Here is a 25,212-nt window from a genome sequence, read left to right as displayed (position 1 = left end):
ACGCCGATGGTGGGGGATATGCCTGATGGCAAGGGAAGAGCCCGGTTTCCCGGGCTCTTCCCAACGTAGGTCATCGTCTTGCGGCTATCCCGACGGTGACCGGTCAGTTATGGGTGGCCGGACGGCGCAGATGCTGCTTGATGAGGTATTCCTGGCTGTCGATCAGCGGCCTGCCTTCCTCATCCTTGGAATGATGCACGTACGTGCCATCGGCCTGCATGTGCCAGCTGATCGTCGAATCGGCCATCTGCATGTCGATGTACTTGATGAGTTCGTTGATCTGTTCCGGCGCGGTGATGCGGACCAGCGCCTCGACACGGCGGTCGAGGTTGCGGTGCATCAGATCGGCGGAACCGATCCACACTTCGGGGCCGGACAGCGGGCCTTCGCCGATCTGCGGGCCGTCGGCGTTGCAGAACGCGTAGATGCGGCTGTGCTCCAGGAAACGGCCGAGAATCGAACGGACGCGGATGTTGTCGCTCAACCCGGGAACCTCGGGCTTGAGCGAGCAGATGCCACGTTCGACGATATCGATCTTCACGCCGGCCTGGCTTGCGCGGTACAGCGCGTCGATGGTCTTTTCGTCCACCACCGAGTTGACCTTGATCTTGATCCATGCTTCCTTGCCGGCACGTGCGGCTTCCTCCTCGCGGCGGATGCGCTGAATCAGGCCGGTACGGATGGTGCGCGGCGCGACGAGCAGACGATGGAAGCTCGACTTCGGCGCGTACCCGCTCAGCTGGTTGAACAGTCGGGTCATGTCCTGACCGACCACCGGATCGCAGGTCAGCAGGCCAAGATCGGTGTACAGACGTGCGGTCTTCGGATTGTAGTTGCCGGTTCCCACATGGCAGTAGCGGCGCAGGCCGTCCTGCTCCTGGCGAACCACTTCGATCAGCTTGCAGTGCGTCTTCAGACCGACGATGCCGTACACCACATGCACGCCCGCGCGTTCGAGCTTGCGGGCCCAGTTGATGTTGGCGTCCTCGTCGAAACGTGCCTTGATCTCGACCAGCGCCAGCACCTGCTTGCCTGCGTGCGCCGCATCGATCAGGGCGTCGATGATCGGCGAGTTGGAGCTGGTACGGTACAGCGTCTGCTTGATGGCCAGCACCTTCGGGTCGGCGGCGGCCTGCGAAAGGAACGCCTGCACGGAGGTGGAGAAGGAGTCGTACGGGTGGTGCAGCAGGATGTCGCGCTCGCGGATGGCGGCGAAGATGTCCTGCGCGCGGCTGGATTCGACTTCGGCGATCTGACGGTTCGTGGTCGGAATGAACGGTCGGTTCTTCAGATCCGGGCGGTCGATGCCGCCGAGCTCGAACAGCACGGTCATATCCAGCGGGGCGGGAAGACGGTAGACCTCGTCGACGCTGACGCGCAGCTGGTCGGCGAGCAGCTGCGACAGGAACGGGCTGGTCTCGTCGGAGATCTCCAGGCGGATCGGCGGTCCGAAGCGGCGACGCAGCAGCTCCTTCTCCATGGCGTTGAGCAGGTTCTCGGCATCATCTTCCTCAACGTCGATGTCTTCGTTTCGGGTGACGCGGAAGGAACGTGCCTCCTTGATGATCATGCCCGGGAACAGCGATTCAAGGTGCGCGATGATGAGGTTCTCCATGGTGATGAAGCCATAACGCTCCTCCTTGGATTCCTCATCGGTCATGTCGTCCACCGGAACCAGGCGGTTGAGGTTGTCCGGGATCTTCACGCGGGCGAAGTGGGACTTGCCGCTGGTCGGGTTCTCCACCAATACGGCGAGGTTCAACGAACCACCGGAAATGTAGGGGAACGGGTGGGCCGGATCCACCGCGAGCGGGGTGAGCACGGGGAACACCTGCTGGCGGTAGTAGCGGGAGAGACGTTCCTGCTCTTCGGTGGTGAGCTTGTCCCAGCTCAGCAGCACCACGTGCTCCTTGGCCAGCGCGGGCAGGATGTGGTCGATCACGTAATGCGCGTGTTCGTCCTGCAGGGCGTGCGCCTGATCGCTGATGGCGCGCAGCTGCTGGCGGGGGCTCAGTCCGGAGGCGGAGGGGACCGCGATGCCGGAATCGATGCGGCGCTTCAGGCCGGCCACGCGGACCATGAAGAACTCGTCGAGGTTGTTGGCGAAGATCGCTGCGAAATTGGTGCGTTCCAGCAGCGGCTGATCCTCGTCCTCGGCAAGCTCAAGGACACGCTTGTTGAACTTCAGCCAGCTCAGCTCGCGGTCGAAGAAGCGGTCGGGAGGCAACGGCGCCTCGCCTTCCAGCGTCTCTCGTCTGTCGTTCTTATTCGTCTCGGCGATGTGTTCTGCAATCTGACTACGCAGAATCGCCTTTGAGGGTGCGTCAAAAATCTGTGCCATAGGTTTCATCGTAGGCTTTTCAAGGCCTTTACGTCCAGTCGGATTCCAGAAAATTCAAAAGGGGTTTACATTCCCGATAACCAATTGATAACTATTTCAATAACTATGTCGTGCCGGTTTCGTCGATCGGCGGTTTGCCACCGTATGCCGGCTTCGGTTTCTCCTTTCCTGAGCGGTTGCGACTGAGGGCGGAAATCGGTCGGTGTGGCGTGCGAGTACGTGCCTTTGACGGGGTTCTCGGCTGTGCCGGGAGATTGCCCGAACGGGCGGAACGAGTGTTCCTTGCTGTTTGCGCGCGATTTCGTAATCCACCGGGCAATATGCCTTGCGATCCACCGGTTCGATATCCGGTCGGAGGCATGTTCCTCAGCCGGCTGCTGGGGGATTTGTTTGCCATGCTGCCGACCGTGCCATTCATGCGGCGAACGAGGCGATGGCGGGAACGATGCCGATGAGGATGAATGCCGGCAGGAAGCACAGTCCGGTGGGGCTGAGCAGCTGGATGGACAGGCGTGCGGCGGCCTGCTCGATGGCGCTGCGCTGGGCGTTGTCGTGCTCCGCGATGGCGAGACGAAGCTGCGCCATGGGGGACGCGCCATGAACCCATGATTCCTCCAGGCAGTTCGCAACCAGCGTGACCTGCCGTCGCAACTCGATATCCTCCGCATCGTGATGCCTAGGTGCCTGCGCATGTGCGGTGATGCCGGTGGTCGTTCTGGCGCGTGTGCCGTTGCGTTGCCTGGGTGCCCCGGTGGGTGCCTGCATGTCGGTCGCGTAATCGCGCCTGTCAGCCATGCCAATCGGCGCATCACGGGCACGTCTCGGTATTGCTTGCGTGCGTATTGGAGCATCCGCCTGTTGCGTTGCGGCCCCGTAGGCACCGATCCATGCCTCGCGCCAAGTCACCTGGCTGAGCAATGCTTCCCCGGCATGGCGCAGTGCAGCCGCAAGCCTGCCGTCCAGGGACTCGCCCACGGCACGTAACGCCATAGGTATGGGTGCACCCTGCGAGATCGCGGCCCCCAGCATCTCCAGCGTCAGCGGTACCTGTGCGCCGCCATGGTGCCCTGTGGTGAACCGTGCGAACAGATGGCGTATCCACAGCAGACCGAGACCGTACCAGCAGATTCCGCCGATCAGGCAGACCATCCCGGTAGGGGAACCAAGCAGGAACGCAACCGGTTTCGCTCCCATAAGTTCGCCAAGCAACACCGTGGCAAGGGGGAGCGCGCTGAGCAGACGAATGGTCGCCTTCGGCGCGGCGAACGCCTCCCTGCGCAGATCACGCGCCTTGCGCTCGCGCCTGTACGAATCGGACACCGACTGCAGGCACCGCGACACCTCGCAGCCAAGACGTTCGCTCAATGCGCATGCGGAGGCGAGCTGCCCGGCAGTGCGAGCAATATCGTGCTCGGTATCGTCCTTGGAAGCATGGCGACGCAGCATCTCCGCCGCACGTTCCGCGGTGATGCGCGGCGTTGCGAACCGTGCGCCAAGCTGCTCCTGAAAGGCATCCACCGCACTGCCGCCGCTCGCCGTCCGCGCGATGATGGCGGCTAAGGCCGATCCGATGCCTGAAGCGGTATCCGACGGCATTCCACATGCTTCAGGTAGGCCGATTCCATGCGATCCGATTTCAGACGATCCGAGTGACCCGGCCTGTAACCACAGTGCTCGCCGTCGTTCCGCAGCTGAGCGAATCCATGGTATGGCGAGGCTCGTGGCAAGCATCGCCACGGTGATGATGATGGGGACGGTATGCACGATTCCTCCAATGCCGTTTTGCTCCGTTCGTTCCTTGTTGTGCGCTTCTGAATTCCGACTAACTTCCGCCTGGATTCCGGCTGTTGATTGCCTTACATTCCTCGGCCGGTTCCTGTTTTTGTTTCGGTATGACTTCCGTTGCGATTTTCCGCCGCGCGACGTTCCGCTACGCTGTTCCGCTACGACGTTCCGCTATGACGGTGGCTGCATCGGGAGCCATCTGCTGGCGAAGCGATCCCATTCCGCTGAGTACGAAGGCGGTCCGGTGCCGCTCCAAGTGGAGAGCGGAATGCCGGTGAGTTGGCTTCCACTCCCACTCAATACGCCCAATTGGGCGATACGTCTCCGCCCGCGATTGCGTTCAAGATGCATCACCACATCGAACGCGCCCTCGATAAGCGCGGTCAAGGCCTCCGGGCGCAGCCCCGCGAGCATGCCCAAGGCGATCAGACGTGACGGAACACGCGCCACGCCATCGGCGTGCAGCGTGGTCATGCCGCCCCGGTGCCCGGAATTGTAGGCGCGCAGCAGATCCGCGATCTCCTCGCCTCGGCATTCGCCCAATACCACTCTGTCCGGGCGCATACGCAATGTCGCCTTGACCAGTTCCGGCAGGTCCACGGCACCGGCTCCCTCCACATTCGCCTCGCGCGTGGCCAGCGCCACATGGTTCGGCGGTGCGATGCCGTTCAGTTCGCGCGTCTCCTCCACGGTGACGATGCGCTCGCCATGCCAGACTTCGTTCAGCAGGGCTTTCATTAATGTGGTTTTGCCGCTGCCCGTGCCTCCGGTGATGAGTATGGTCGCCCGTTGCGCCACCAGATTGCGCAGCACGGCAAGCCAAGGCGCGGGGAACATGCCTTGGCGGTGCAGGCCGTCGAGTGTGGGGCTTGACCGTGCCGGGAAACGGATGGAGATCGATGCGCCTTGGGGAACCAGCGGTGCGATGGCGGCATGCACGCGCACCCCGAGATCATCGCAGGCGTCGGCGATGGGGTGCGCATCATCGAGTCTGCGGCCGAGCTGCGAGCACAACTGCACGGCGTATTCCCGCACCGTCGCAGGCGAGCGCAATGCGATGCGCGGGTGGTATTCGATCATGCCCTGCCCGCGGTCGACCCAGATCCTCCCGTCGCAGGTGATCGCCACGTCGGTGATGCTCGGGTCGCCGTCGAGCTCTTCCAATGGACCGAGCCGTAATACCGCCATGGGAAACCTCCCTCGTGAGTATCAGTTGGGTGTGTGTTGCGTGCGGCTTCATCGCCGGGCGTCCAAAGGTTCCAGGATCCGGTCGGCCAGTGCCTGGACAGCAAGCCGGTTGCACCGGGGAACCGCGCCGATGCCGAGCCCGTCCAGAATGTCCCCACACAGGCGGGGAACATGTTGGATGGGGCCAAGAGCGTCGCCGCCAAGATAGGCTATGGCCTCGCTGGTGGCGATGGCCGATGAGGTCGACCGTTTCGGTGCACCGCGTGGTTCTGTCAACACTAGGATCGGCGTGGCATGCTCGTCACTGTCCTCTTGGAATTCCCGTTGCAGGCGTTGGAGCCGCGCAAGATGTTCCTTGGCCCGAGCCAGCCCCAGAACGGACAGTTCCACGGCGATGACGTGCTGCGCCAGCAGAAGCTCCGGCACGTATTCCCATACCGTTCCGTCGCCGACATCGGCCAATACCACCTGATTGGCTTCGCACAAGGCGTGCATGGCCGCCTGCATTTGCCACCATTCGGGCATCGGGCCGCGCCAGGAGGCGCAGGCAAGCACGCCGATATCCTCCCAATGCGGCAATTCGAGGTCAAGGGCCTTGCCGTCGATTGTTCCTAGCGGGGCGTCGATGTCCTGCAGGCTTAGGCCGGGCTCATGTTCGATGCCCAGCAGGATTCCCAGGCCGCCATGGGGAAGATCGGCGTCCAGCAGTGCGCATCCGACGTTCTGCATACTGAGCGTAAGCGCCACGAGCGCGGTGATCGTGCTCAGCCCGATGCCGCCGCTTGGAGAAGTGAACGACACCAGATTCGGGCATCCGTTTGCGATGAACGTGCCTGCACGGTGTACGGAGGGCATGACAGGGGAGCGCGAGGGGCGTGTGCCGGCGGTCGCTGCCCTGCCGGATCGGAATTCCGCCGGTGTCGCCTGCCCATACGGTGTGGTCGATAGTGATGTGATAGTCATGCCCCGATTGAATCCAGAAGTTTTGCCCGTGCGCAACGAAAAACGGGGTCTGTGGACGGAACTCCCCCTGGTTATCCACACCCCGGCGTGTTATCCACAGAACATGCTGTACGTTTCTGCGCCGAAATGTTCCTATATGCGCGTTCATGCGGTTGCGGTTGTCTGTATGCAGCTATGGGGAGAGGAGATCACGAAGTCTGGCGGGATGGTGCTTGGTGGCATGAGACAGCATGAAAAAAGGGAACCCGCCGAAGCGGGTTCCCTCCCAAGTCCAACTCAAGCAGAATCTCTACACAACATCATCGTTGCAACGGTAAGTCTTTCCAATGCCCGTCCAACGTACCAGTCCTTATGACCATTACTTCTTTGTGGGCTCTGCTCTGTTCTGTTGTCCTTGTACCTCACAATTTAGACGCGTCGGCAGGGCCGTGCAACCCGGCACGGGGCCATGTGCGCTTTCGTGCTCAAATGGTGCAAAGCGGCCGCAAAACAAAACGGTTTGGAATGGAATGTGCGTTTCCCTCGGCGCATATGTTGCCTTGTGTGCTGTTGAAGCATATCGACGGCGTGTCGATTCGGAGCAAGTGAACGCAAAGCAACATTCGACTTCCATGAACTTCGGTGGATAACACGCCGGGTGTGGATAACCAGGGGGAGTGTCGACCACAAGGACATTCCGGCCTTGCTTGGAGTGCGTCAAGCCGCGCACAGTGAGGTGACCGACCAAAGCAGGTCGGACGCCGAACCACACCCAAGGAGGAGCATCATGTACAAGGCAAACCTGCTGGCCACCGGTACACAACCGGTGGGGGCTGTCGATGAGGTTAGCCGCGCCTCGCGAATGCGCGATGGAATCTACGCAAAACTCTGCTTGATGGATGCCAAGGCGCGATTGCGCGCCATCGAACCGGAAGAAGGCGCCGCAACCGCCGAATATGCGGTCGTTCTGGTCGCCGCCACAGGATTCGCCGCATTGCTGGTCACGATTATGAAATCGGATACCGTGCGCAAAATGCTGCTGGACATCGTCAAACAGGCACTGAGCATGGGAGGCTGACGGCCATGACGTGCATGTCATATCGCGCTCGCCGGCCGCCAGACGAGCCGACGCGTCCGCTGTCGAAGACACTAAGGCGGAACCATGCCGAGTGCGGTTCCGTTACCGCGGAATTCGCCACGGTACTGCCTGCCGTGATGGTCGTGGCCTTGCTGCTGCTGTCGCTGACCCGCCTGGTCGCCGTGTCCATCAGCTGCCAGGATGCGGCTTCGGCTGCGGCAAGAGCGGCCATCTCCGCTGGTGGAGAGATGGACCCTGCCGCGGCGGCACAGGCTGTGGTCGGCAACGGTGTCACGGTACGGGTCGGCGCTGCGGGGCAACAGGTGAGCGTCGTCACCCGTTGCCCCGTGATTCCCGATCCGAACGGGCTGCTGCCTACGGTGGTCGAGGGGCGCGCAGTGGGGATCATGACATGAGCATGCATCGACTGTGGCGGTGCGTTCGTGGACGGTGGGCTCATGAATCGGCTCATGGGTTGAAACGGCAGTTCGCCCGTCTGCACCATGCGCAGGAAGGATCCGGGACCGTGGCAGGCATCGCCTTGATCATGGTGGCGGTAGTGCTTATCAGCACCGCCGCCGGCATGGGGCATGTCGTGATTCGTCATGCGCATGCCAGATCGGCCGCCGACCTGGCTTCGTTCACCGCGGCGCTGGCCTGGCACAGCGGGCAGGGGAGTCCCTGCGCGGTGGCGGAACAGGTGTCTTCGGCAAACGATGCGCGCGTGCTGTCATGCCGGACGGAAGGAACTCATAGGGGTGATGTGGAGGTACGTGTTGCCGTGCGTACAGGCGTCCCCATCATGCCCGAAGCCGTCGCTTCCGCACGTGCCGGACCTGTGGCATGCCATTGACCGGCATGATGCGGTGTGCGTATCGTAGGGCTATGAACGAGCGTAGGCGGCAGGCGGTTGTCGCAGTAGTCGGCAACCCCGCATCGAACAACGGCAAAGGCGCCAAGGCAACCAAACAAGTGCTGGATATGCTGGGCGCACGCGGGCAAGCGCATGGTTTTGCGGTGAGGGACCTCACCGGTGAAAGCCTTGACGAATCCGTCGCAAGCATACGTGCCGCGCGGGGAACCTACGATTACCTGGTCGTGGTCGGTGGCGATGGCATGGTCAGCCTGGGCGTCAATGCAGTTGCCGGCAGCGATATTCCGTTGGGCATCGTCGGCGTCGGCTCCGGCAATGATTTCGCCCGTGGCCTGGGGCTTCCGGTGAATCGCATCGAAACGGCGGTGGAGGGTATCGTCGGTGCCGTCGTATGCGATTCCCACATGGACATCGACATGGGCTATGCGTCATCGCCGGGCGCGGACTCGAGGCCGATCGAAGATGCGGACGGGCACGGTCGGGGGCGTTTCTTCGCTGGGATGCTGTCCTGCGGCATCGACGCGAGCATCAACGATCGCGCCAACCATTCGCAGTTGCCTGGCGGAACATTGCGCTATTTCGCCGCCGTCCTTACGGAACTGGCCCATATGAAACGGTACGGATACCACGTCTCGGCCACACTGGCCGACGGAACGGCCGAGGAATACGATATCGTCGCGCCGCTGCTTACGGTGGCCAATTCGCGGCATATCGGCGGAGGCATCGAGGTGTCGCCGTATTCCTCGTTCGACGACGGGCTGCTGGACATGGTCTGGATGAATCGTATGCCGGGATTCGCTGAGCTGGTTCGGGCTTTGCGCCACGCATATGACGGCCGGCTGCTGTCTGCAAGATTCCTGTCGTGGAAGCGCGTGCAGAGTGTGACCATCACCCGGGCCGGCGAAGGTGACGAGCCTCCCACGCTGATGGCCGATGGCGAATATGTCGGATCGCTGCCATTGCATGCCGAGGCCCACAAACGGGTGCTGCGCGTGCTCGTGCCGCCGGCGGTAGTCGAATGGCACCGCAGGGAGCGAGACACGGAGCGGCTTGAGCGGGTCGTTTCCCGCGATGGCCGTGATGTGCTGACCGGTGAGTTCGCCGAATAAGTCCGGCACGCAACCGGGCTTCGGTGTTCGGCAGCGGCAAAGCCCGGCTGCGTGACGCTTGACGATCAGCGTTCAGTCAAGTCGAACATAGTCGTTGAGATGCAGCGTCTGAACGATGAGCTTTTTCACCGTCGCATTGGATATGTCGGGGTGCGAACGGATCAGCGATATCATGCCGGAGACCAGCAGCATGAACGTCTCGCGCACGCAGACGATCGGCAGATCGTGGCGCGCCTCGAAATCCTGGACGGTGGTACGTTGCAGCAGATCCGCGATCCGATCGGTCACCCGATCGAGAAAACGGATGTACAGCGCGGCGTTGCCGTCCTGAACCAGACGATTCGAGAAAGGACTTTCATCCACGATCAGCCTGCGTGTCAGATCGACGAAATCGTTCAATGCCCCATCGATATCGCCGGGCTTGCGGGAGGCGTCCCACTGCTCCATCCTGGTGAGAATGCCGTCGACCACATCGTCGAGCACTGCATCCGCAACCTCGTCCTTATCGGAAAAATAGTGGTAGAACAGGGAACGCGTCATATGCGCGCGGTTCGCGATATCGCTGATGGTGACCTTGGAGAACCCTCGTTCTGCGCATATGTCGCGTGTCGCGCGCACGATGGCCGCACGACGAGCATCGCCCTTTCCGCCGGGCGTCGTGATCTTGCCGGAACTCATAGCACCAGTCTACGGGATACGGCCGGGCGGAACGCTGCCTGAGCGGCCGTGGCGTCGGCGCGGGGTGATCAGTGCGGGGTGATCAGTACAGTGGGTATGTTGCAGATGCACCGCCTCGCAACGACGACGCGGTGCTGGAATGCGAATGCAGTAAGGTGGCGGGTGTGCACGCGGTGTGCGCTGGCTAGTACCGGAAGGTGTTGAGAATTATGGCGTTGGCCCTTTACCGTCGTTATCGTCCGGATACGTTCGAAGGCGTCATCGGGCAGGAACAGGTTACTGTGCCGTTGATGAGGGCCTTGGACGAAGGCAAGCTGACGCACGCCTACCTGTTCTCGGGCCCGCGAGGATGCGGCAAGACAAGCTCCGCGCGTATTCTCGCCCGTTGCGTCAACTGTGCGAAAGGCCCGACATCCCACCCCTGCGGCGAATGCGAATCCTGCAAGGATCTCGCCACCGGTGGCCCCGGGTCCATCGACGTGGTCGAAATCGACGCGGCCTCGCACAACGGTGTGGACGACGCGCGTGAACTGCGCGAGCGTGCCGGATTCGCGCCGGCCCGTGATAAGTACAAGATCTTCATCCTTGACGAGGCGCACATGGTCACGCCGCAAGGATTCAACGCGCTGCTCAAAATCGTGGAGGAGCCGCCCGAGCATGTGATGTTCATCTTCGCGACCACCGAACCGGACAAGGTGATCGGCACCATCCGCTCCCGCACCCACCACTATCCGTTCCGCCTGGTGCCGCAGGAGATCATGGGCCCCTACCTTGAAAAGATCTGCGAGAAGGAAGGCATCCGCCCCGAACCAGGCGTACTCAAACTCGCCATGCGCGCGGGCGGCGGTTCCATGCGAGACACCCTGTCGGTGCTCGACCAGCTGATGATCGGTTCCGTCGACGGCGTCATCACGCACGACGCTTCCGTGGCATTGCTCGGATTCACACCGGAAACGCTTATCGGTCAGGCCATCGATGCGGTGATCGACGGCAATGGCGAGGCCCTGTATGAAGTGGTGCAGAAAGTCGTGGTTGGCGGCTTCGACCCACGCCGTTTCGTTGAGGATCTGCTTGCCCGCGTGCGCGACCTCATGGTGCTCACCCTGGCGGGTGATCGTGCGGAGAGCGTACTGTCCGATTCCGCCGAAGGCGAGGACATGGACGAACTGCACCGTCAAAGCAAGGCATTGGGTCTTGCCGCACTCACCGTGATGGCCGATACGATGAATTCCACGCTGAGCAATATGACCGGCACCATCTCCCCGCGTATGCGGTTGGAACTGCTGGCCGCGAGACTGCTCGCCGAGCGCGAAAACGGTTGGTCCTCGAACAGCATGGCATCGGGTGCCCCGGGCGTTTCAGGCGCACCGGCAGCCGCTACGTCCACGCCGGCGCAACAGTCTTCGCCTGCCGCCGGAGCGCACACCGGTTTCGCCGGAGCCGCGCGCAACACTGCCACACATACCGGTTTCGCGGGCGCGGCCCGTAACCAAGAGCATGCCCATGAGCAGGTGAACAGCCCGGCAAGCGAGCAGACGAGCGGTCAGGCAACCCCAGCTGCCGCATCCGCGCAGAACGCCGCAGCTCAAGCCAGCGTTTCAACGCCTGCCGTCGAGACAACGGACAGCCGTACTCCGGACGAGAAATGGGACGCGCTGGTCCGCGATCTGCCCGAAGACGTACGCCGATACGTAGCCCGAGACAAGGTGCTGCGCATCAAATACGATCCCGTGTCGAAATCCGGCAATCCCCGCTTATGGCTGAAATTCGACAAGGCGCTCAGCAAATACGCGTTCGCGCTCGCCGTTGCCAAGGAAGAAATCGACGGCACCACCAAGGTCGTGGACATCGTACGCGCCGAAGTACGCAAGGCATTCGGCGAACGTGCCGAAATCGCCCCGACCAAGCTGACGGACGACGGCGTACGCGCGCCGGCATTCAAACAGCTTCCCGCAAGCGAACAACAGCGCATCAAAGCCCAGGTGCTTCAGGAGAACATGCGATTCACGGCACAGGGCTCCACCCAATGGGGCGAAAACGCTCAGGAAGCCGACCGAGAACAGTCCGACACATCAAACGGACAGCAAAACTCATCGGACGATGGGGACACGCACCGATCGGCGGACGGATTCGCCCCGGAACAGCCTGATTCGCAGCATGTACCCGGATGGGGAGACCCGGTCGATACGACAAACGACGGCTGGGCAGCACCCAAGCCGCAGACCGTAACCCAAAACACGGTGCCAGCAACCGCCGAGCACAACGTGCAACAGGAAACGGCGCTCGTGGATGACGATCCGTGGGCCGTGCCCGCGAAGCCCGCACAGTCCGTGCAGCAAGCGAGCAGTGGTCAGCAGTCGGATTCCGGCAACGGAGCGGACGGCGGTCATCACGGCAAGCATGTCGCGGTGCCGGATATCAGCGATGGCATCGACCCATGGGCCACGCCGGCAACACCCGCCACGCCTGCAACACCCGCAGCGTCTGCAACGTCTTCCTCGGCACCGTCCGCATCGGTATCAGCGGCATCGGTACCGGGCGCGCAGCCCGCATCCGTGAACCCACTGGCCGGCGGTCCGTCCCGCCCGGCGCAGAACACGCAGGTTCAACCCGCACAGACCGCCGCCGATCAGCTCGCGGCGCAGGACCCGTGGCAGGCTGCCAGCGAACCCATCCCGCCGGGGCCGGAACCGGTTCCGGACCCGGCCACTGAGCCCGACCCGTGGGCCATGGCCGCCGCAGCCGCCATGCCGCCGCAGCCTCAGGTCGCCGCCGACGAGGATGAGTACTCGATGAGCGACGAATCCTTGGAAACGGCCACATCCATGAGCGTGGACGACATCAAGCGCCTGTTCGAGGTCAAAAAGGTCGAGGAATTCACGGCGGACGACCCGCATAATCCGCGCAATATGCACCAGGCCACAAAGCATACGGAGGAGTGACACATGGCATTGGCTTACGACGGGGCTATACAGCGCCTGATCGACGCGTTCTCCAAGCTGCCCGGCATCGGTCCCAAAGGTGCCCAACGCATCGCCTTCTACATCCTGGGTGCCGACGAGCGGGAAGCCGCCGACCTTGCCGATGCCATCACCGAGGTGAAGGCGAAGGTGAAGTTCTGCGAGGTGTGCGGGAACGTGTGCGAGACATCGCCGTGCCCGGTCTGCCTGGACCCGAGACGCGATCACAGCATGATCTGCGTGGTCGAAGAGCCCAAGGATGTGATGAGCATCGAACGCACCCGCGAATACCACGGCCTGTACCACGTGCTCGGCGGTGCCATCAACCCCATGGCGAACGTCGGCCCCAACGACCTGAACATCCCGAAGCTGCTGGAGCGGCTGGGCGACGGCAGCGTTACCGAGGTGATTCTTGCGCTTGATCCGAATATCGAGGGCGAGGCCACGACCACCTATCTGAGCCGCCTGCTCGGCCAGGTGGGAATCAAGGTGACCCGTCTGGCGAGCGGTCTTCCCGTGGGAAGCGACCTCGAATACGCCGACGAGATCACGCTCGGCCGAGCGCTTTCCGGCCGAAGGGAGGCCTAGCGGCGTGGCTGCGACGCACGGCTTGTCGGCGTTCCGAACGTCCCAAATCGTGAACGACGCCGAAAACGGTAATACGCTTCTCCATATAATCGTCACACTTGCGTACTATGAGACGCGGGTTTGAAACTTTAGAGATAGAGGATAGGACAGTGGCTCTCATCGTGCAGAAATACGGCGGCTCATCCGTAGCCGACGCGGAATCCATCAAGCGCGTCGCGCGCCGTGTTGTGGAGACGAAGAAAAAGGGCAATTCCGTTGCCGTGGTCGTTTCGGCCATGGGCGACACCACCGATGATCTCATCGACCAGGCCCTGAGCATCGATTCCAACCCGCCCGAACGCGAGATGGACATGCTGATGACCGCAGGCGAGCGCATCTCCATGAGCCTGCTCGCCATGGCCATTCACGCCGAAGGCGCCAGCGCGCACTCCTTCACCGGTCAGCAGGCTGGCTTCTTCACCGATGCACGGTATGGCGCGGCGCACATCAAGTCCGTGAAGCCCGATCGCGTGAAGCATGCGCTCGACGAAGGCGATGTGGCGATCGTGGCCGGCTTCCAGGGCATCAACGCCAACGGCGATGCCACCACGCTCGGCCGTGGCGGTTCCGATACGTCCGCCGTGGCACTGGCCGTGGCCCTCGACGCCGACGTATGCGAGATCTACACCGATGTGGATGGCATCTTCACCGCCGACCCGCGTATCGTCCCCACCGCCAGGCGCATTCCCTACATCGACTACGAATCGATCCTCGAAATGGCCGCCTGCGGCTCGAAGGTGCTTGCGTTGCGTTGCGTCGAATACGCCCAGCGCTTCAAGATGCCGCTGCACGTGCGTTCCTCCTTCTCCCACCGCCCGGGCACGCTGGTCGTGCCGAACGGCGTGGACCCCCGCACGCTGCCGAACCTCGACTAGTAACAACGAACCAACCCTTAAGAAGCGAAGGCAAGACTAACAATGAGCGATAAGAACGAATCCATGGGCGATCTCTTCCCCGATCTCGGTCCGGAGGCTCCGGTCATCTCCGGCGTGGCCCACGACCGCAGCGAAGCGCTGGCCACCGTTCGCGGCGTGCCGAACGAGCCCGGCATGGCGGCCAAGGTGTTCACCGAGCTGGCCATGGCCGGCGTGAACGTCGATATGATTGTGCAGGCCGGCGCTTCCGTCGGCACCGCCGACATTTCCTTCACCGTGCCCGAATCCGCGGTCAAGCAGGTGCAGGAGATTCTGATCGAGAAGCACGACGTGCTCGGCTACAAGTCCTTCGACGTGGATCCCAATGTGGGCAAGGTCGCCGTGGTGGGTGTCGGCATGAAGACCCACTCCGGTCTGGCCGCCAAGTTCTTCAACGCACTGAGCGACAAGGGCATCAACGTGCTGATCATCTCCACTTCCGAGATCCGCATCGCCGCGCTGGTGCCGCTGAATCAGCTCAACGACGCCGTCAAGGCGCTGCACACCGCATACGGTCTGGACGCCGACCAGGTGGAGGCCGTGGTGTACGGCGGCACCGGCCGCTGATTGCGGCTGTTTCGCGTTTCTTCAAGGGGTATGGCTTCACTGCCATACCCCTTTTTGGTGCGTTCGACGTACCTGCTGTGCCCGTACCTGCTGAGTCTCGGTACAGGTCGTGAGGATGGATATGCATTGGCAATGATTCGGAGCGCAACCAACATGGCAAGAGCATAGTGAGCATAGTAATGGAACAGGCCGGCTCCGAAGAGTCGGCCTGTTCCATTGGCGGCTTACTCTGCTGCAAGAGCAGTCGTCACATCACTTCTTGGTGATGTAGCCCAGCGCCTTGAGCATTTCGGCGCTTTCCAGCGCGCCGCCGGCGGCACCGCGCAGGGTGTTGTGCGCCAGTCCCACGAACTTCCAGTCGAAGATGGAATCCTCGCGCAGACGGCCGATGGAAACGCCCATGCCGCCCTCGTAATCCACATCCTTGAGCACCTGCGGGCGATCGTCCTCGGTCAGATACTGGATGAAGTGCTTCGGAGCGTGCGGCAGACCGAGCTCGGCGGCCTTGCTGGTGTAGTTGACCAGGCGGTCGATCAGCTCGTCCTTGGTGGGGTTCTTGCCGAAGTTGATGAACACGGTGGCGGTGTGGCCGTTGAGCACGGGCACGCGGATGCACTGGGAGGTGATGCGCAGCGGGCCGTCGAACGGCACGATCTCGCCCTTGGCCTCATCCACATGGCCGAACACCTTCAGCGGTTCCTTCTCGGACTTCGCCTCTTCGCCAGAGATGAACGGAATGATGTTGCCCACCATTTCCGGCCAATCCTTGAACGTCTTGCCGGCGCCGGAAACGGCCTGATAGGTGCTCACGATCACCTCATGCGGCTCGAATTCCTGCCACGCGGCCAGAGCCGGGGTGTATGCCTGGATGGAACAGTTCGGCTTGACGGCGATGAAGCCGTGCTTGGTGCCGAGACGCTTGCGCTGATGTTCGATGACCTCGTAGTGCTCCGGGTTGATCTCCGGCACGACCATCGGCACGTCCGGCGTCCAGCGGTGGGCGCTGTTGTTGGACACGACCGGGGTCTCGGTCTTCGCGTATTCCTCTTCGATGGCGCGGATCTCGTCCTTTGGCATGTTCACCGCGGAGAACACGAAGTCGACGTCCTTGACCACGTCTTCGACATCGGCCACGTTCTTGACCACCATGTTCTTGACGAACTCGGGCATCGGGGTTTCCATCTTCCAGCGGCCGCCGATGGCTTCCTCATAGGTCTTGCCGGCGCTGTGCGCGGACGCGGCAAGGGTGACCAGTTCGAACCACGGATGGTTTTCAAGCAGCGTGACGAAACGCTGACCGACCATACCAGTAGCTCCGAGAATGCCGACTTTGATCTTTTCGGACATAACAACCTCTCGCTTACATGACGGAATTGCTCTGCAAATTTCGATTGATTCACGCTTGAGGTCGACCAGCCGGCCCCAAACGACTTCGTGGGCGGCCACACGCGTTGTTCAATTCTATGAAAACGTGCAGTCAAGCCGTTCCCGCTATCCGTATGGTGGTCTGAACGGTAACGCTCTGCTATGCGGCCGAACCTGGTGCGAAAACGGTTGGATAGGCATCGCTCCCGCATGGTGCGTACACTGGTAGGCATGTCGAAGGCATCAGAAGAAGCGCAGAAGCAGCTGGATCGTATCGTGGCGTTGGGCTACCCGGATGTGGCCGATATGTCCGCGGACGCCTTCCGCGCGCTGGCGTTTCCGCTTATCCGTGCACTGGAGCATTCCGATCTGGGTTCCGACATTCTGCTGGTGCCCACGCGCGAGTTGGTGTCTCCGGAATCGCTGATCGCCCGAACCTCCATCAACCGCATGGCCGGATTCACCACCATGCCTCCGCGCGACATCGCCAGTTTCCTGCCGCAGGACGGCTTTGAACCGCCGGAAGGCCCCTTCTATCTGGTCGTCGAACCGCATACCGGCACCTGCTATATCAACCGCGAGCCGGATGTTGCCCGCAAGCTCATCGACGCCGACGACCGTCTCCCCCTCACGCTTGAGGAGGGGCTTGCCATCGCCACCCAGCATCCTGATTGGCTGGAGACCAAGAACGGCTTCAATCTGCTGGGCTCGCGTTCCACGGATGGCCGTGTGCCGAGCATCTGGATGAGCCAGAACGCCCCGCGTCTCGGTGCGGTCTGGCCGAATTCACGCCACACCTGGCTGGGCAATGCCTATTGCGTCGCCCGCCGCGGCGTCAGTCTGTTCCGCTGACTTCGCGTCCATGTTTGTGCGCCCTTCTGTAGGGCAACATTTTCCCTATTGGCCGGTTGTGTGACCTTCTGCGGTTTTGTCCGGTATTTATACTTGTCATGCAAGAAGGGTCTATAACCGTGCCAAGAGAAGGGGATGGGGATGTTTTGCACGCATTGCGGGAGCCGGAACGGCGAATATGACCGGTTCTGTACCAGTTGCGGCGCCAAACTGGAGGAAATGCCGCCGGCAGGCGTGAATGCGCCGCATAACGGGACTGATGAGGGTTCCGTTGATCAAATACCGTCGGTTCAGGAACCAATGCAGGATGCTACCGGCGATGCCGAGTCGCAGGTGGTTACGGAAAGCGCGTCCGAACCTGTGCAACCTGAACATTCGCAGCCTGCTCTCCCACAGCCTGACGTTGCTCGGTCTAAGCCTGCACAGTCCGAGCCCGATGTGACGCATGATGCGGATGAAGCTGGGGAAACGGACGAAACGGACGGCGAAGCCGACGATTTCGATACGATTCCGCTGCAGTCGGTTGCTGATGAGGTCGTGGAAGCCGTGGATGAACCCGCGCAGGATGAGCCGGCACAAAACACCGAAGCAGCGTCGATCGCAACAGACTCCACAGATAGTGTGGCAAACGGCAAGTCGAAGTCCAGGCTCTCCAGGCGTGGGGTTGTTCTGGTTGTGGTTGCGGTGGTCGTGCTGGTGGCCGCGGTGGTCGCGGGCGTGGTGACGTACCGTATGGAGCTGTGGGGCGGCAGGTCGTTGCCTCGGGTGTCGGCGGGCTCGTCGGTGTCCGGCAGGGTGCCCAGCGCGCGGAGCGTGGCGAAGCAGCTGGGGGACAGGGGATTCAAGGCGTCGAGGAAGCAGGTGTTCTCGGGCGAGCGGAAGGGCGCGTTCCTGGGCTACGAGGGCGCGAGGGGCGGCGAGCGCGTGCGCGCCGGCCAGCGCGTCGTGGTTCGCGAGTCCGCGGGCCCCGGCGTGCCTTCCGATACCGTGGGCAGGCAGGCGTCCGTGGTGGCCGGCGAGCTGAGGGGCATGGGCGTGCCGGTGCGCTACAAGCAGGTGGCCGTTTCTAAGTCGGGCAAGATCGCGCCGGGCAGCGTGGTGGCCACGTACCCGGAGCCGGGCTACGGGGTGACGGACACGAAGACCGGTATCTATGTGGGTGTGGCCGTGAGAAGCGATGCCGGCCTGCCTGCGGACATCGTCGGCCGGGGCGTGTCCGATGTGAAGGCGGATCTGGAGGCCAAAGGCTACACCGTCAAGACGGAGAAGCGTCTGTCATCCAAGAAGTACGTGGGTAAAGTGTCGGGTTCCGTCCCCGGTCCCGGCAGTAAGCTCAGTGACGGCCAGACCGTGACCCTGTACGAGGGCGTGGATGCCAAGGGTGCCAAACAGTCGTATGCGCTGAAATATTCAGACTTGGATAATAATGCTCTTCTGGCTGGCTCCTCCACTGTGGTCGAAGGTCGTTGGTGCGCGAATTCCGGTAGCTGCATAACTCTGAGTTCAGAGGAGGCAGGTGCCAATGTTTTCAGGATTAAGGTCACTGAGGGCGGTTCTGGTAAGGAAGACGGCATAGATGACAGTGTCCTAGTCTCTTGTGATGTTGGTCAACAGTTCTTCTGCCACGCGGATGGCGATGACTATCTATTGCAGGGCGATACCGGTGCATTCGAGCTGTTTCCCCGCCGTGCATATGACGGCTACTGGTGCGGCTCATCGTTCATCATTACCAACAGTGTGGCTCTCCAGCGCTGTAAGGCCGGCGTGCCTGTCGATAACGATTTGGATTCCGACTATGAAGACATCAGCGGCGGCGAATACCGCATGATGAACTACTTCATGGTCGCGCCGGTGGGCACGGATCTGAAGGCGTTGGAGAGCAAGGGGTATTTCGACACCGATGCGTTGAAATCCGCGAGCGCTCAGAAGTCCGTCGATACGAGCAGACCGTTCCTGCTGTACCGTGATCCGAAACTGTACAAGACCACTACGGCGAATGTGGATGGCGATTCTCTCGGCAAGAATCCCTTTGTGCCGATGCATGGTGATGGTGGCAAGAATATGGTCAGGATGAAGCCCGCTCCGAGCGACGCCACCGCCTACTACCTGGTGGAAAGCACGCAGCCCGATTGGGACACCCTCGCCGACGCCAAGGTCAAGGGTGTTACGAACGCCAAACAGGGCAAGCCCTTGAACGCGGCCCTGTTCAGTAATATCGCCGGCCAGTATGTGTACTACCAGTCCGGCGACGGTTCCCTGCTGACGTATCTCACTGTCGGCAAGGATGGCAGTTTCACGGGTGACCTGAACGTTGCGGATCTCGATCACGGTGCTTCCGTCGCCACCGCTCCGCGTATTAAGATGCCCTTCCATGGCAGGTTCTCTTCCATCGAGAAGAACAGTCTGGGCGGATATGACATGCAGTGCGACGCGTCATCGGTCGTCTATAAAGGCGAGAAAGAATACAAGGACAGCATAGGTGTTATTCCCTGCACGACCTGGCACTGGTACCCTCCCAACACGTCGTTCGACTCAATGACCCACGGCTCCGATGTCATCACTGCTCTGGAAATCAATCTGGGCACCATGGACGAGGATCGCACATCGTGGAATACCGCCATTCTTACGAATGACGGCGGTGCCTACAACGCATATGTGCCTAGGGAAGAATAATGCTCCGCGGATGATCCATGAGTCGGGCCTGTTCCGTAGCCTCGGAACAGGCCCAACCCGTTTATGAGAAAAAATTGCCGGGGGAGTACCTCCGGCGGCTTGGAGCCTTCCTTACTGTTAAGAGAAAGCAGCATGAGTATAGCTGAACGCATCTGCGGAATCAAGATTGTTCTTTATTGTTATGACGGCGATGCCATGCTGTGCGGCACCACTATGCTGTCACATCACGAAACGCGGTTAATTATTGGCGCGGGGAACCGCTAGGATTAGCCCAAGCGCATGAGTAACATGCACGTAACAATTACTGGCCGGAAAAGCCGGCAAAACCAAGATAAGGAGGAGTGATGGGTCAGGATCAATCTTCAGTGTTTGATCTCGCGGCTGTGGCTGCAGCGTCCAACGGAGGTAACAACGACCCGCTGCTGCCTCCGGCGCGTTTCATTGGAGCTCCGCAAAAGCCCAGCAAGATGCCGTACACCAAGTACGTCGCATACGATAAGCAGGTGCCGTTTGATTACCCGGAGCGTACGTGGCCGGGCAAGCGACTGCAGCGTGCACCGCGTTGGTGCTCCGTCGATCTTCGCGACGGCAATCAGGCTCTCGTCAACCCGATGGATTCCGAGCGCAAGCTGCGTTTCTGGAACCTGTTGGTGTCGATGGGCTTCAAGGAGATCGAGGTCGGCTTCCCGTCGGCTTCCGAAACCGATTTTGATTTCATCCGTATGCTGATCGAGCGTGAGCTCATTCCTGATGATGTCACCATCGTCGTGCTCACCCAGTGCCGTGAGCATCTGATTCGCCGCACGTATGAGGCGCTGAAGGGCGCCAAGCGTGCGATCGTGCACTTCTACAATTCCGTTTCCGTACTGCAGCGCGAGGTCGTCTTCCGCAAGAACAAGGAAGAGATCAAGAAGCTGGCCATCGATGCCGCCGAACTGTGCAAGAGCCTGGAGAGCGAGGCCGAGGGTATCGATCTGTACTACGAGTACTCCCCGGAGTCCTTCACCGGCACCGAGCCCGAGTACGCCGTCGAGGTCTGCAACGCCGTGACTGGCGTGATCAAGCCGACCCCCGAACATCCGATGATCATCAACCTGCCGGCCACGGTCGAGATGACCACGCCGAACGTGTTCGCGGATGAGGTCGAGTATGTGTCCAACAACCTCAACGACCGTGATTCCATCGTGCTGTCCCTGCACCCGCACAACGACGAGGGCATGGGCGTGGCCGCCACCGAGCTTGCGGTGCTGGCCGGCGCCGACCGTGTCGAAGGCTGCCTGCTGGGCAACGGCGAGCGCACCGGCAACGTCGATCTGGTCACGCTTGGTCTGAACTTCCTGACCCAGGGCATCGACCCGCAGATTGACTACTCCAACGTGCCGGAGATCCGCAAGACCGTCGAGTACTGCAACCAGATCAAGATCTCCGAGCGTCATCCGTATGCGGGCAATTTCGTGTTCACCGCGTTCTCCGGTTCCCATCAGGACGCCATCAAGAAGGGTCTGGAGGCCCGTCAGGTGGCCGCCGATCGTGCCGGCGCCGATCTGGACAAGTTCGTGTGGCTGGTGCCGTATCTGCCGATCGATCCGAAGGATATCGGCCGTACCTATGAGGCGATCATCCGCGTGAACTCCCAGTCCGGCAAGGGTGGCATGGCCTACCTGCTCAAGACGAATCACAACCTTGATCTGCCGAAGCGTCTGCAGGTCGAATTCGACAAGGTCGTGCAGAACTTCGCCGATGAGACCAAGAAGGAAGTCAAGGACGAGGATATCTGGCGTCTGTTCAAGGACGAGTATCTGCCGGTCGAGGAGTCCGGTGCCACCGCCGCCGGCGTGGTGGTCGGCGACAGCAAGGACGAGACCCTGAAGCAGTGGGGTCGTCTGAAGCTGCTCAAGGTGGCCGTGTCTTCCGGCGAGGATGGTTCCGATACCGTGCTGAAGGCCAAGGTGCTTGATCGTGGCATCGAGCCGGGCGACGAGCCTCGTGAGCGTGAGGTTTCCGGCATCGGCAACGGTCCGATCGCCGCGTTCCTCAACGCGCTGTCGAATCTCGGCATCGAGGCTTCCGTGATGGATTACGCCGAGCACACCATGTCCGTTGGTACCGACGCTATGGCCGCCTCCTATGTGGAGTGCCAGGTCGGTGAGGATGCCGAGTCCCAGATCATCTGGGGTGTGGGCATCGATTCCTCCATCACCACCAGCGCGCTGAAGGCCATCATCTCGGCCATCAACCGTTCCGAGCGCTGATTCTCCGAAGCGTTTCGCAAGCTGTAAGGCAAGGGCCGCATCCGTTCCTGGCAACGGGTGCGGCCCTTGGTTTATGCGGCTCCGGCGGCTATCCGTATGGCCCGTATGCGGTCTGTGTGCGCGGCTTATCCGCGTAAAGCCGTGTGCTGACCGCGTATACGCTGATACGCGCGCCGACACGGGTATTCCCGCATGGTCGGGAGATGCGAATGCGAAGGCGCAGCCGAACGACAACTGCAAAAGCCCTGTCCCGCATGTTTCCATGTAGGACAGGGCTTTTCGCATATCGCAGCGCGTCACACGGCGGATGCGGCCGTGCGAACGGGTCTACTCGGTGCCGCCGGTGGTTCCTCCGGAATTGACGTTGCCGCCTGCTCCGCCGTCGTTGTCGTCGGTGTTCCCGCCGGTATTCGTGCCGCCGTTGTCGGTACCGGTTCCGCCGTTGTCGTCGGTGCCGCCGCTTGTACCGTTGGCGTCGCCCGTGGTGCCGCTGTTCGTATCCGTGCCGCTGTTGCCGGTGGTGCCGCTATTGCTGTTGGTCCCGCCGGTGGAGTTCCAGCCGTAGGAACGGTAGGAGTACGAGTACGACCGCGAGTACCCGGTGCCCCAGGTGCCATCGGAGCCGCCCACCTTGCCGTTGTCCTTGGCCGTCGGGAACGCTTCGTTCGGTGTTCCCGCCAGCGCCTGCTTCATGTATTGCGTGAACAGGTGTACCGGGTAGTCGGAGCCGCCCGTCCACTGCCCGAAGGCGGGGATTTGCTGCGGGTTGCCGTTGGCGTCCGGGTACCACATCGAGAACACGGAGACCACGGAAGGCGTGTAACCGCAGAAGCTCGCCGCATACGAGTTGTTCGACGTACCGGACTTGCCGGCGATGGTGTGCCCGACATTCAGCGCTTCGGTGGCGGTGCCGGACTGCACCACGCCGGTCAGCGCCTTGGTCACGAGATTCACGTCATTGGCCTGGAACACGCGCTCGGTGGAGGAGGGGGCCAGGTACAGGTCCTTGCCCGCGGAGCTCTTCACACTGGCCACGATATGCAGCGTCGGCTTGTTGCCCTGGTTGGCGAGCGTGGCGTATGCCGCGGTCATGTCCTTGACGGTGAGCGCGTTGTTGCCGAGCACGGTGAACGGTTCGGAACCGTCGAGCGAGGTGCTTTCCACGCCTGCGGTGCGGGCGGTCTCCGCGATCTTCTTCGTGCCGAGCTTGGTCTGCAGGTCCATGAACACGGTGTTCGACGACAGCGCGGTGGCACGGTACAGGTTGATGTAGCCGTAGTTCTCGTTGCCGAAGTTGCTCACCGTGCTGGTGATGCCGGGGAAGGTGCGGTAGGAGTTGCCGTTGAACACGGTGTTCAGGCTTACGCCCTCCTGCACCGCCGCGAGTAGCGCGAACGGCTTCATGGTGGATCCGACCTCGTATTGCGCCTGGGTGGCGTTGTTGTACTGCTTCGTCAGGTAGTCGTCGCCGGCGTACACGGAGAGGATCGACCCGTCCTGCGGATTGGCGCTCATCGCACCGAACTGCATGCCGTCCGGCACCACGCCGGACATGCCGTTGTTGGACGGGCTGACGACCTGCTGCATCAGGTCCTGCTTGCCTTTGTCGATGGTGGTGACGATCTTGTAGCCGCCGGTGTCCAGATCATCGGTGGTGAAGGCCTTGGCCTGTACCAGCTCGTTGCGTACCATCTGCAACAGGTAGCCGTTGGGCCCCTTGTAGACGTCCTGCAGCTGCGTGTTCTGCGTGGTCGCCGGCATCTGGGCCTCCTTGGCTTCCTTGCCGGTGATGTAGCCGTCCTCGCGCATGATGTTGATGACTCGTTTGAATCGCGACTCGGCCTTCTTCTGGTTCACGGCCGGATCCCAGTTGGAGGGGGAGGGGATGATGCCGGCCAGCATGGCGGCCTCGTTCAACGTCAGATCCTGGGCGTTCTTATTGAAGTACGCCTTGGCCGCCGCCTGGATGCCGTACGCTCCACGGCCCAGGTAGATGGTGTTCATGTAGTTGCACAGCACCTCGTCCTTGTCCTGCGTCTGCGCGATCTTCAACGCGAGGATGGCTTCCCTGACCTTGCCCTTGTAGCTGGTGGTTTCGCCCAGATAATACCGTTCGGCGTACTGCTGGGTGATGGTGGAGCCGCCTTGGCGCGTGCCCTTGGTCAGATTGTTGACCAGCGCGCGGGCGATGCCTCGCAGGTCGATGCCATTGTCCTTGTAGAACGTACGGTTCTCGGACGCGACGATGGCGTTGCCCACGTACTTCGGCAGGGCGTTGCACTGGATGATGGTGCGGTTCTGCTTGGAGAACGTGCCCAGTTCCGTGGTGCCGTCGTTGTAGTACACGGTGGTGTTCTCCGCCATGGCGACCTTTTCGGGCTGCGGGATCTCCGTGGTGATGTACAGGTAGGCGAAGAGTCCGATGCCTGCGACGAGTATTGCGCCGATCAGGCCGAAAAACCATTTGAGAATAAGATGCTTGCGGCGTCCCTTGAGTTTCGGGCCCCTGCCGTTGGTGCGATGGTTGCCGCCGCGGTAGTGGCGTGCGGCCGGCGCGTTAGTCGTCGTCCTCTTCCTGGCCTGGGAACCGCTGTTCGTGCGACGATTTCCGTTCGTCTTCGCTGAACTGGCGGATCGGCCCGACGAGCGGGTGCTGCGGCCACTGCTTGCGCTACGAGTTTGTGACATATGTTCTACCGTAACCATAAGGCATGAGAAAACCTCTGTTTTTTCGCCTTGTCTGGTCGAAAAAACAGAGGTTTCCGTCGAATCCTCACAATTTTCCGGGTGTTGTGCTCCGGTGCTTGGATTGCTTCTTTAGTGCTTCTGTATTACTTCTTGAGGAGTGGCTCGACCTGCTCGGCGTACGCGGTCAGGGCAGTGTCGATCACCTGGTGCATGTCGTAGTACTTGTACGTGCCCAGACGCCCCCCGAACACGGTGTTCGGCTCGGCCTTCGCGAGCTCCTCGTACCTCGCGTACAGCTCCCTGTCCGCCTCCGTGTTGA

General features: G+C 61.6%; 20 protein-coding genes and 1 pseudogene. 13 read left to right on the top strand and 8 right to left on the bottom strand.

Annotation, left to right across the window (positions count from 1 at the left end; translation table 11 throughout):
• Nucleotides 1-103: 103 nt before the first annotated feature.
• From G1C98_RS07865 to G1C98_RS07850, 4 genes are all read right to left on the bottom strand, one after another.
• A complete protein-coding gene (locus G1C98_RS07865; protein WP_169080680.1) occupies nucleotides 104-2,341 on the bottom strand; it encodes an RNA degradosome polyphosphate kinase in 2,238 nt (745 codons plus the stop codon).
• 414 nt (nucleotides 2,342-2,755) lie between these two features.
• Complete coding sequence (locus G1C98_RS07860; RefSeq protein ID WP_169080679.1) at nucleotides 2,756-3,937, bottom strand: hypothetical protein; 1,182 nt, start codon at nucleotides 3,935-3,937, stop codon at nucleotides 2,756-2,758.
• A gap of 360 nt (nucleotides 3,938-4,297) precedes the next feature.
• A complete protein-coding gene (locus G1C98_RS07855; RefSeq protein WP_169080678.1) occupies nucleotides 4,298-5,314 on the bottom strand; it encodes a TadA family conjugal transfer-associated ATPase in 1,017 nt (338 codons plus the stop codon).
• A 48-nt stretch (nucleotides 5,315-5,362) separates the two neighbouring features.
• Nucleotides 5,363-6,169: a CpaE/TadZ family protein gene (locus G1C98_RS07850; RefSeq protein ID WP_169080677.1), complete on the bottom strand. Its 807-nt coding sequence runs from the start codon at nucleotides 6,167-6,169 to the stop codon at nucleotides 5,363-5,365.
• Here G1C98_RS07850 and G1C98_RS07845 point away from each other — a divergent pair.
• The 5 genes from G1C98_RS07845 to G1C98_RS07825 all read left to right on the top strand — a co-directional run bounded on the left by G1C98_RS07845 (nucleotide 6,168) and on the right by G1C98_RS07825 (nucleotide 9,317).
• Nucleotides 6,168-6,632, top strand: a complete 465-nt coding sequence (locus tag G1C98_RS07845; RefSeq protein WP_169080676.1) for a hypothetical protein — start codon at nucleotides 6,168-6,170, stop codon at nucleotides 6,630-6,632. The two genes, G1C98_RS07850 and G1C98_RS07845, sit on opposite strands and share 2 nt — an antisense overlap.
• A gap of 411 nt (nucleotides 6,633-7,043) precedes the next feature.
• Nucleotides 7,044-7,334, top strand: coding sequence for a DUF4244 domain-containing protein (locus tag G1C98_RS07840; RefSeq protein ID WP_169080675.1), 291 nt, complete (start codon nucleotides 7,044-7,046; stop codon nucleotides 7,332-7,334).
• Nucleotides 7,335-7,348: 14 nt separating this feature from the next.
• Nucleotides 7,349-7,750, top strand: coding sequence for a TadE family type IV pilus minor pilin (locus G1C98_RS07835; RefSeq protein WP_169080674.1), 402 nt, complete (start codon nucleotides 7,349-7,351; stop codon nucleotides 7,748-7,750).
• On the top strand, nucleotides 7,747-8,187 hold the full coding sequence (locus G1C98_RS07830; protein WP_335341299.1) for an Rv3654c family TadE-like protein: 441 nt from the start codon (nucleotides 7,747-7,749) through the stop codon (nucleotides 8,185-8,187). Before G1C98_RS07835 ends, G1C98_RS07830 begins: the two co-directional genes overlap by 4 nt.
• 32 nt (nucleotides 8,188-8,219) lie before the next feature.
• Complete coding sequence (locus tag G1C98_RS07825) at nucleotides 8,220-9,317, top strand: diacylglycerol/lipid kinase family protein (protein WP_169080672.1); 1,098 nt, start codon at nucleotides 8,220-8,222, stop codon at nucleotides 9,315-9,317.
• 72 nt (nucleotides 9,318-9,389) lie between these two features.
• On the opposite strand, the gene G1C98_RS07820 is transcribed toward G1C98_RS07825, so the two are convergent.
• Nucleotides 9,390-9,995 carry a TetR/AcrR family transcriptional regulator gene (locus G1C98_RS07820; RefSeq protein ID WP_169080671.1) on the bottom strand — a complete coding sequence of 202 codons (606 nt, stop codon included), beginning with the start codon at nucleotides 9,993-9,995 and terminating at the stop codon, nucleotides 9,390-9,392.
• A 209-nt stretch (nucleotides 9,996-10,204) separates the two neighbouring features.
• Here G1C98_RS07820 and dnaX point away from each other — a divergent pair, with 209 nt between their 5' ends.
• The 4 genes from dnaX (at nucleotide 10,205) to G1C98_RS07800 (ending at nucleotide 15,063) form a co-directional block, all read left to right on the top strand.
• Entirely contained in the window at nucleotides 10,205-12,937 is a 2,733-nt protein-coding gene (gene dnaX, locus G1C98_RS07815) for a DNA polymerase III subunit gamma/tau (protein WP_169080670.1), read from the top strand.
• A 3-nt stretch (nucleotides 12,938-12,940) separates the two neighbouring features.
• The gene (gene recR / locus G1C98_RS07810; protein ID WP_169080669.1) at nucleotides 12,941-13,543 is read left to right on the top strand and encodes a recombination mediator RecR; all 603 of its coding nucleotides are present in this window, start codon (nucleotides 12,941-12,943) and stop codon (nucleotides 13,541-13,543) included.
• 149 nt (nucleotides 13,544-13,692) lie between these two features.
• Nucleotides 13,693-14,457 carry an aspartate kinase gene (locus G1C98_RS07805; RefSeq protein ID WP_169080668.1) on the top strand — a complete coding sequence of 255 codons (765 nt, stop codon included), beginning with the start codon at nucleotides 13,693-13,695 and terminating at the stop codon, nucleotides 14,455-14,457.
• A gap of 42 nt (nucleotides 14,458-14,499) precedes the next feature.
• On the top strand, nucleotides 14,500-15,063 hold the full coding sequence (locus G1C98_RS07800; RefSeq protein ID WP_169080667.1) for an ACT domain-containing protein: 564 nt from the start codon (nucleotides 14,500-14,502) through the stop codon (nucleotides 15,061-15,063).
• Nucleotides 15,064-15,315: 252 nt separating this feature from the next.
• Here G1C98_RS07800 and asd read toward each other — a convergent pair whose 3' ends face one another.
• A complete protein-coding gene (gene asd, locus G1C98_RS07795) occupies nucleotides 15,316-16,410 on the bottom strand; it encodes an aspartate-semialdehyde dehydrogenase (RefSeq protein ID WP_169080666.1) in 1,095 nt (364 codons plus the stop codon).
• A gap of 249 nt (nucleotides 16,411-16,659) precedes the next feature.
• On the opposite strand from asd, the gene G1C98_RS07790 reads away from it, so the two are divergent.
• From G1C98_RS07790 to leuA, 4 genes and pseudogenes are all read left to right on the top strand, one after another.
• Nucleotides 16,660-17,280, top strand: coding sequence for a DUF5701 family protein (locus tag G1C98_RS07790; protein ID WP_169080665.1), 621 nt, complete (start codon nucleotides 16,660-16,662; stop codon nucleotides 17,278-17,280).
• Between the two features lie 135 nt (nucleotides 17,281-17,415).
• A pseudogene (locus G1C98_RS09550) lies at nucleotides 17,416-17,487 on the top strand (zinc-ribbon domain-containing protein); the annotation flags it as partial.
• A 231-nt stretch (nucleotides 17,488-17,718) separates the two neighbouring features.
• Complete coding sequence (locus tag G1C98_RS07785; RefSeq protein WP_169080664.1) at nucleotides 17,719-19,953, top strand: PASTA domain-containing protein; 2,235 nt, start codon at nucleotides 17,719-17,721, stop codon at nucleotides 19,951-19,953.
• Between the two features lie 344 nt (nucleotides 19,954-20,297).
• Nucleotides 20,298-22,205: a 2-isopropylmalate synthase gene (leuA, locus tag G1C98_RS07780; protein ID WP_169080663.1), complete on the top strand. Its 1,908-nt coding sequence runs from the start codon at nucleotides 20,298-20,300 to the stop codon at nucleotides 22,203-22,205.
• A gap of 327 nt (nucleotides 22,206-22,532) precedes the next feature.
• Here leuA and G1C98_RS07775 read toward each other — a convergent pair whose 3' ends face one another.
• The gene (locus G1C98_RS07775) at nucleotides 22,533-24,893 is read right to left on the bottom strand and encodes a transglycosylase domain-containing protein (protein WP_240944969.1); all 2,361 of its coding nucleotides are present in this window, start codon (nucleotides 24,891-24,893) and stop codon (nucleotides 22,533-22,535) included.
• A 143-nt stretch (nucleotides 24,894-25,036) separates the two neighbouring features.
• Nucleotides 25,037-25,212 (bottom strand): UDP-galactopyranose mutase (locus G1C98_RS07770; protein ID WP_277347569.1); only part of this gene is annotated, 176 nt, incomplete at its 5' end.

The organism is Bifidobacterium erythrocebi (genome assembly GCF_012932675.1).
Classification (GTDB): Bacteria; Actinomycetota; Actinomycetes; order Actinomycetales; family Bifidobacteriaceae; genus Bifidobacterium; species Bifidobacterium erythrocebi.
The sequence above is the reverse complement of the archived record's forward strand: the minus strand, read 5'-3'. Positions and strand labels throughout refer to the sequence as shown.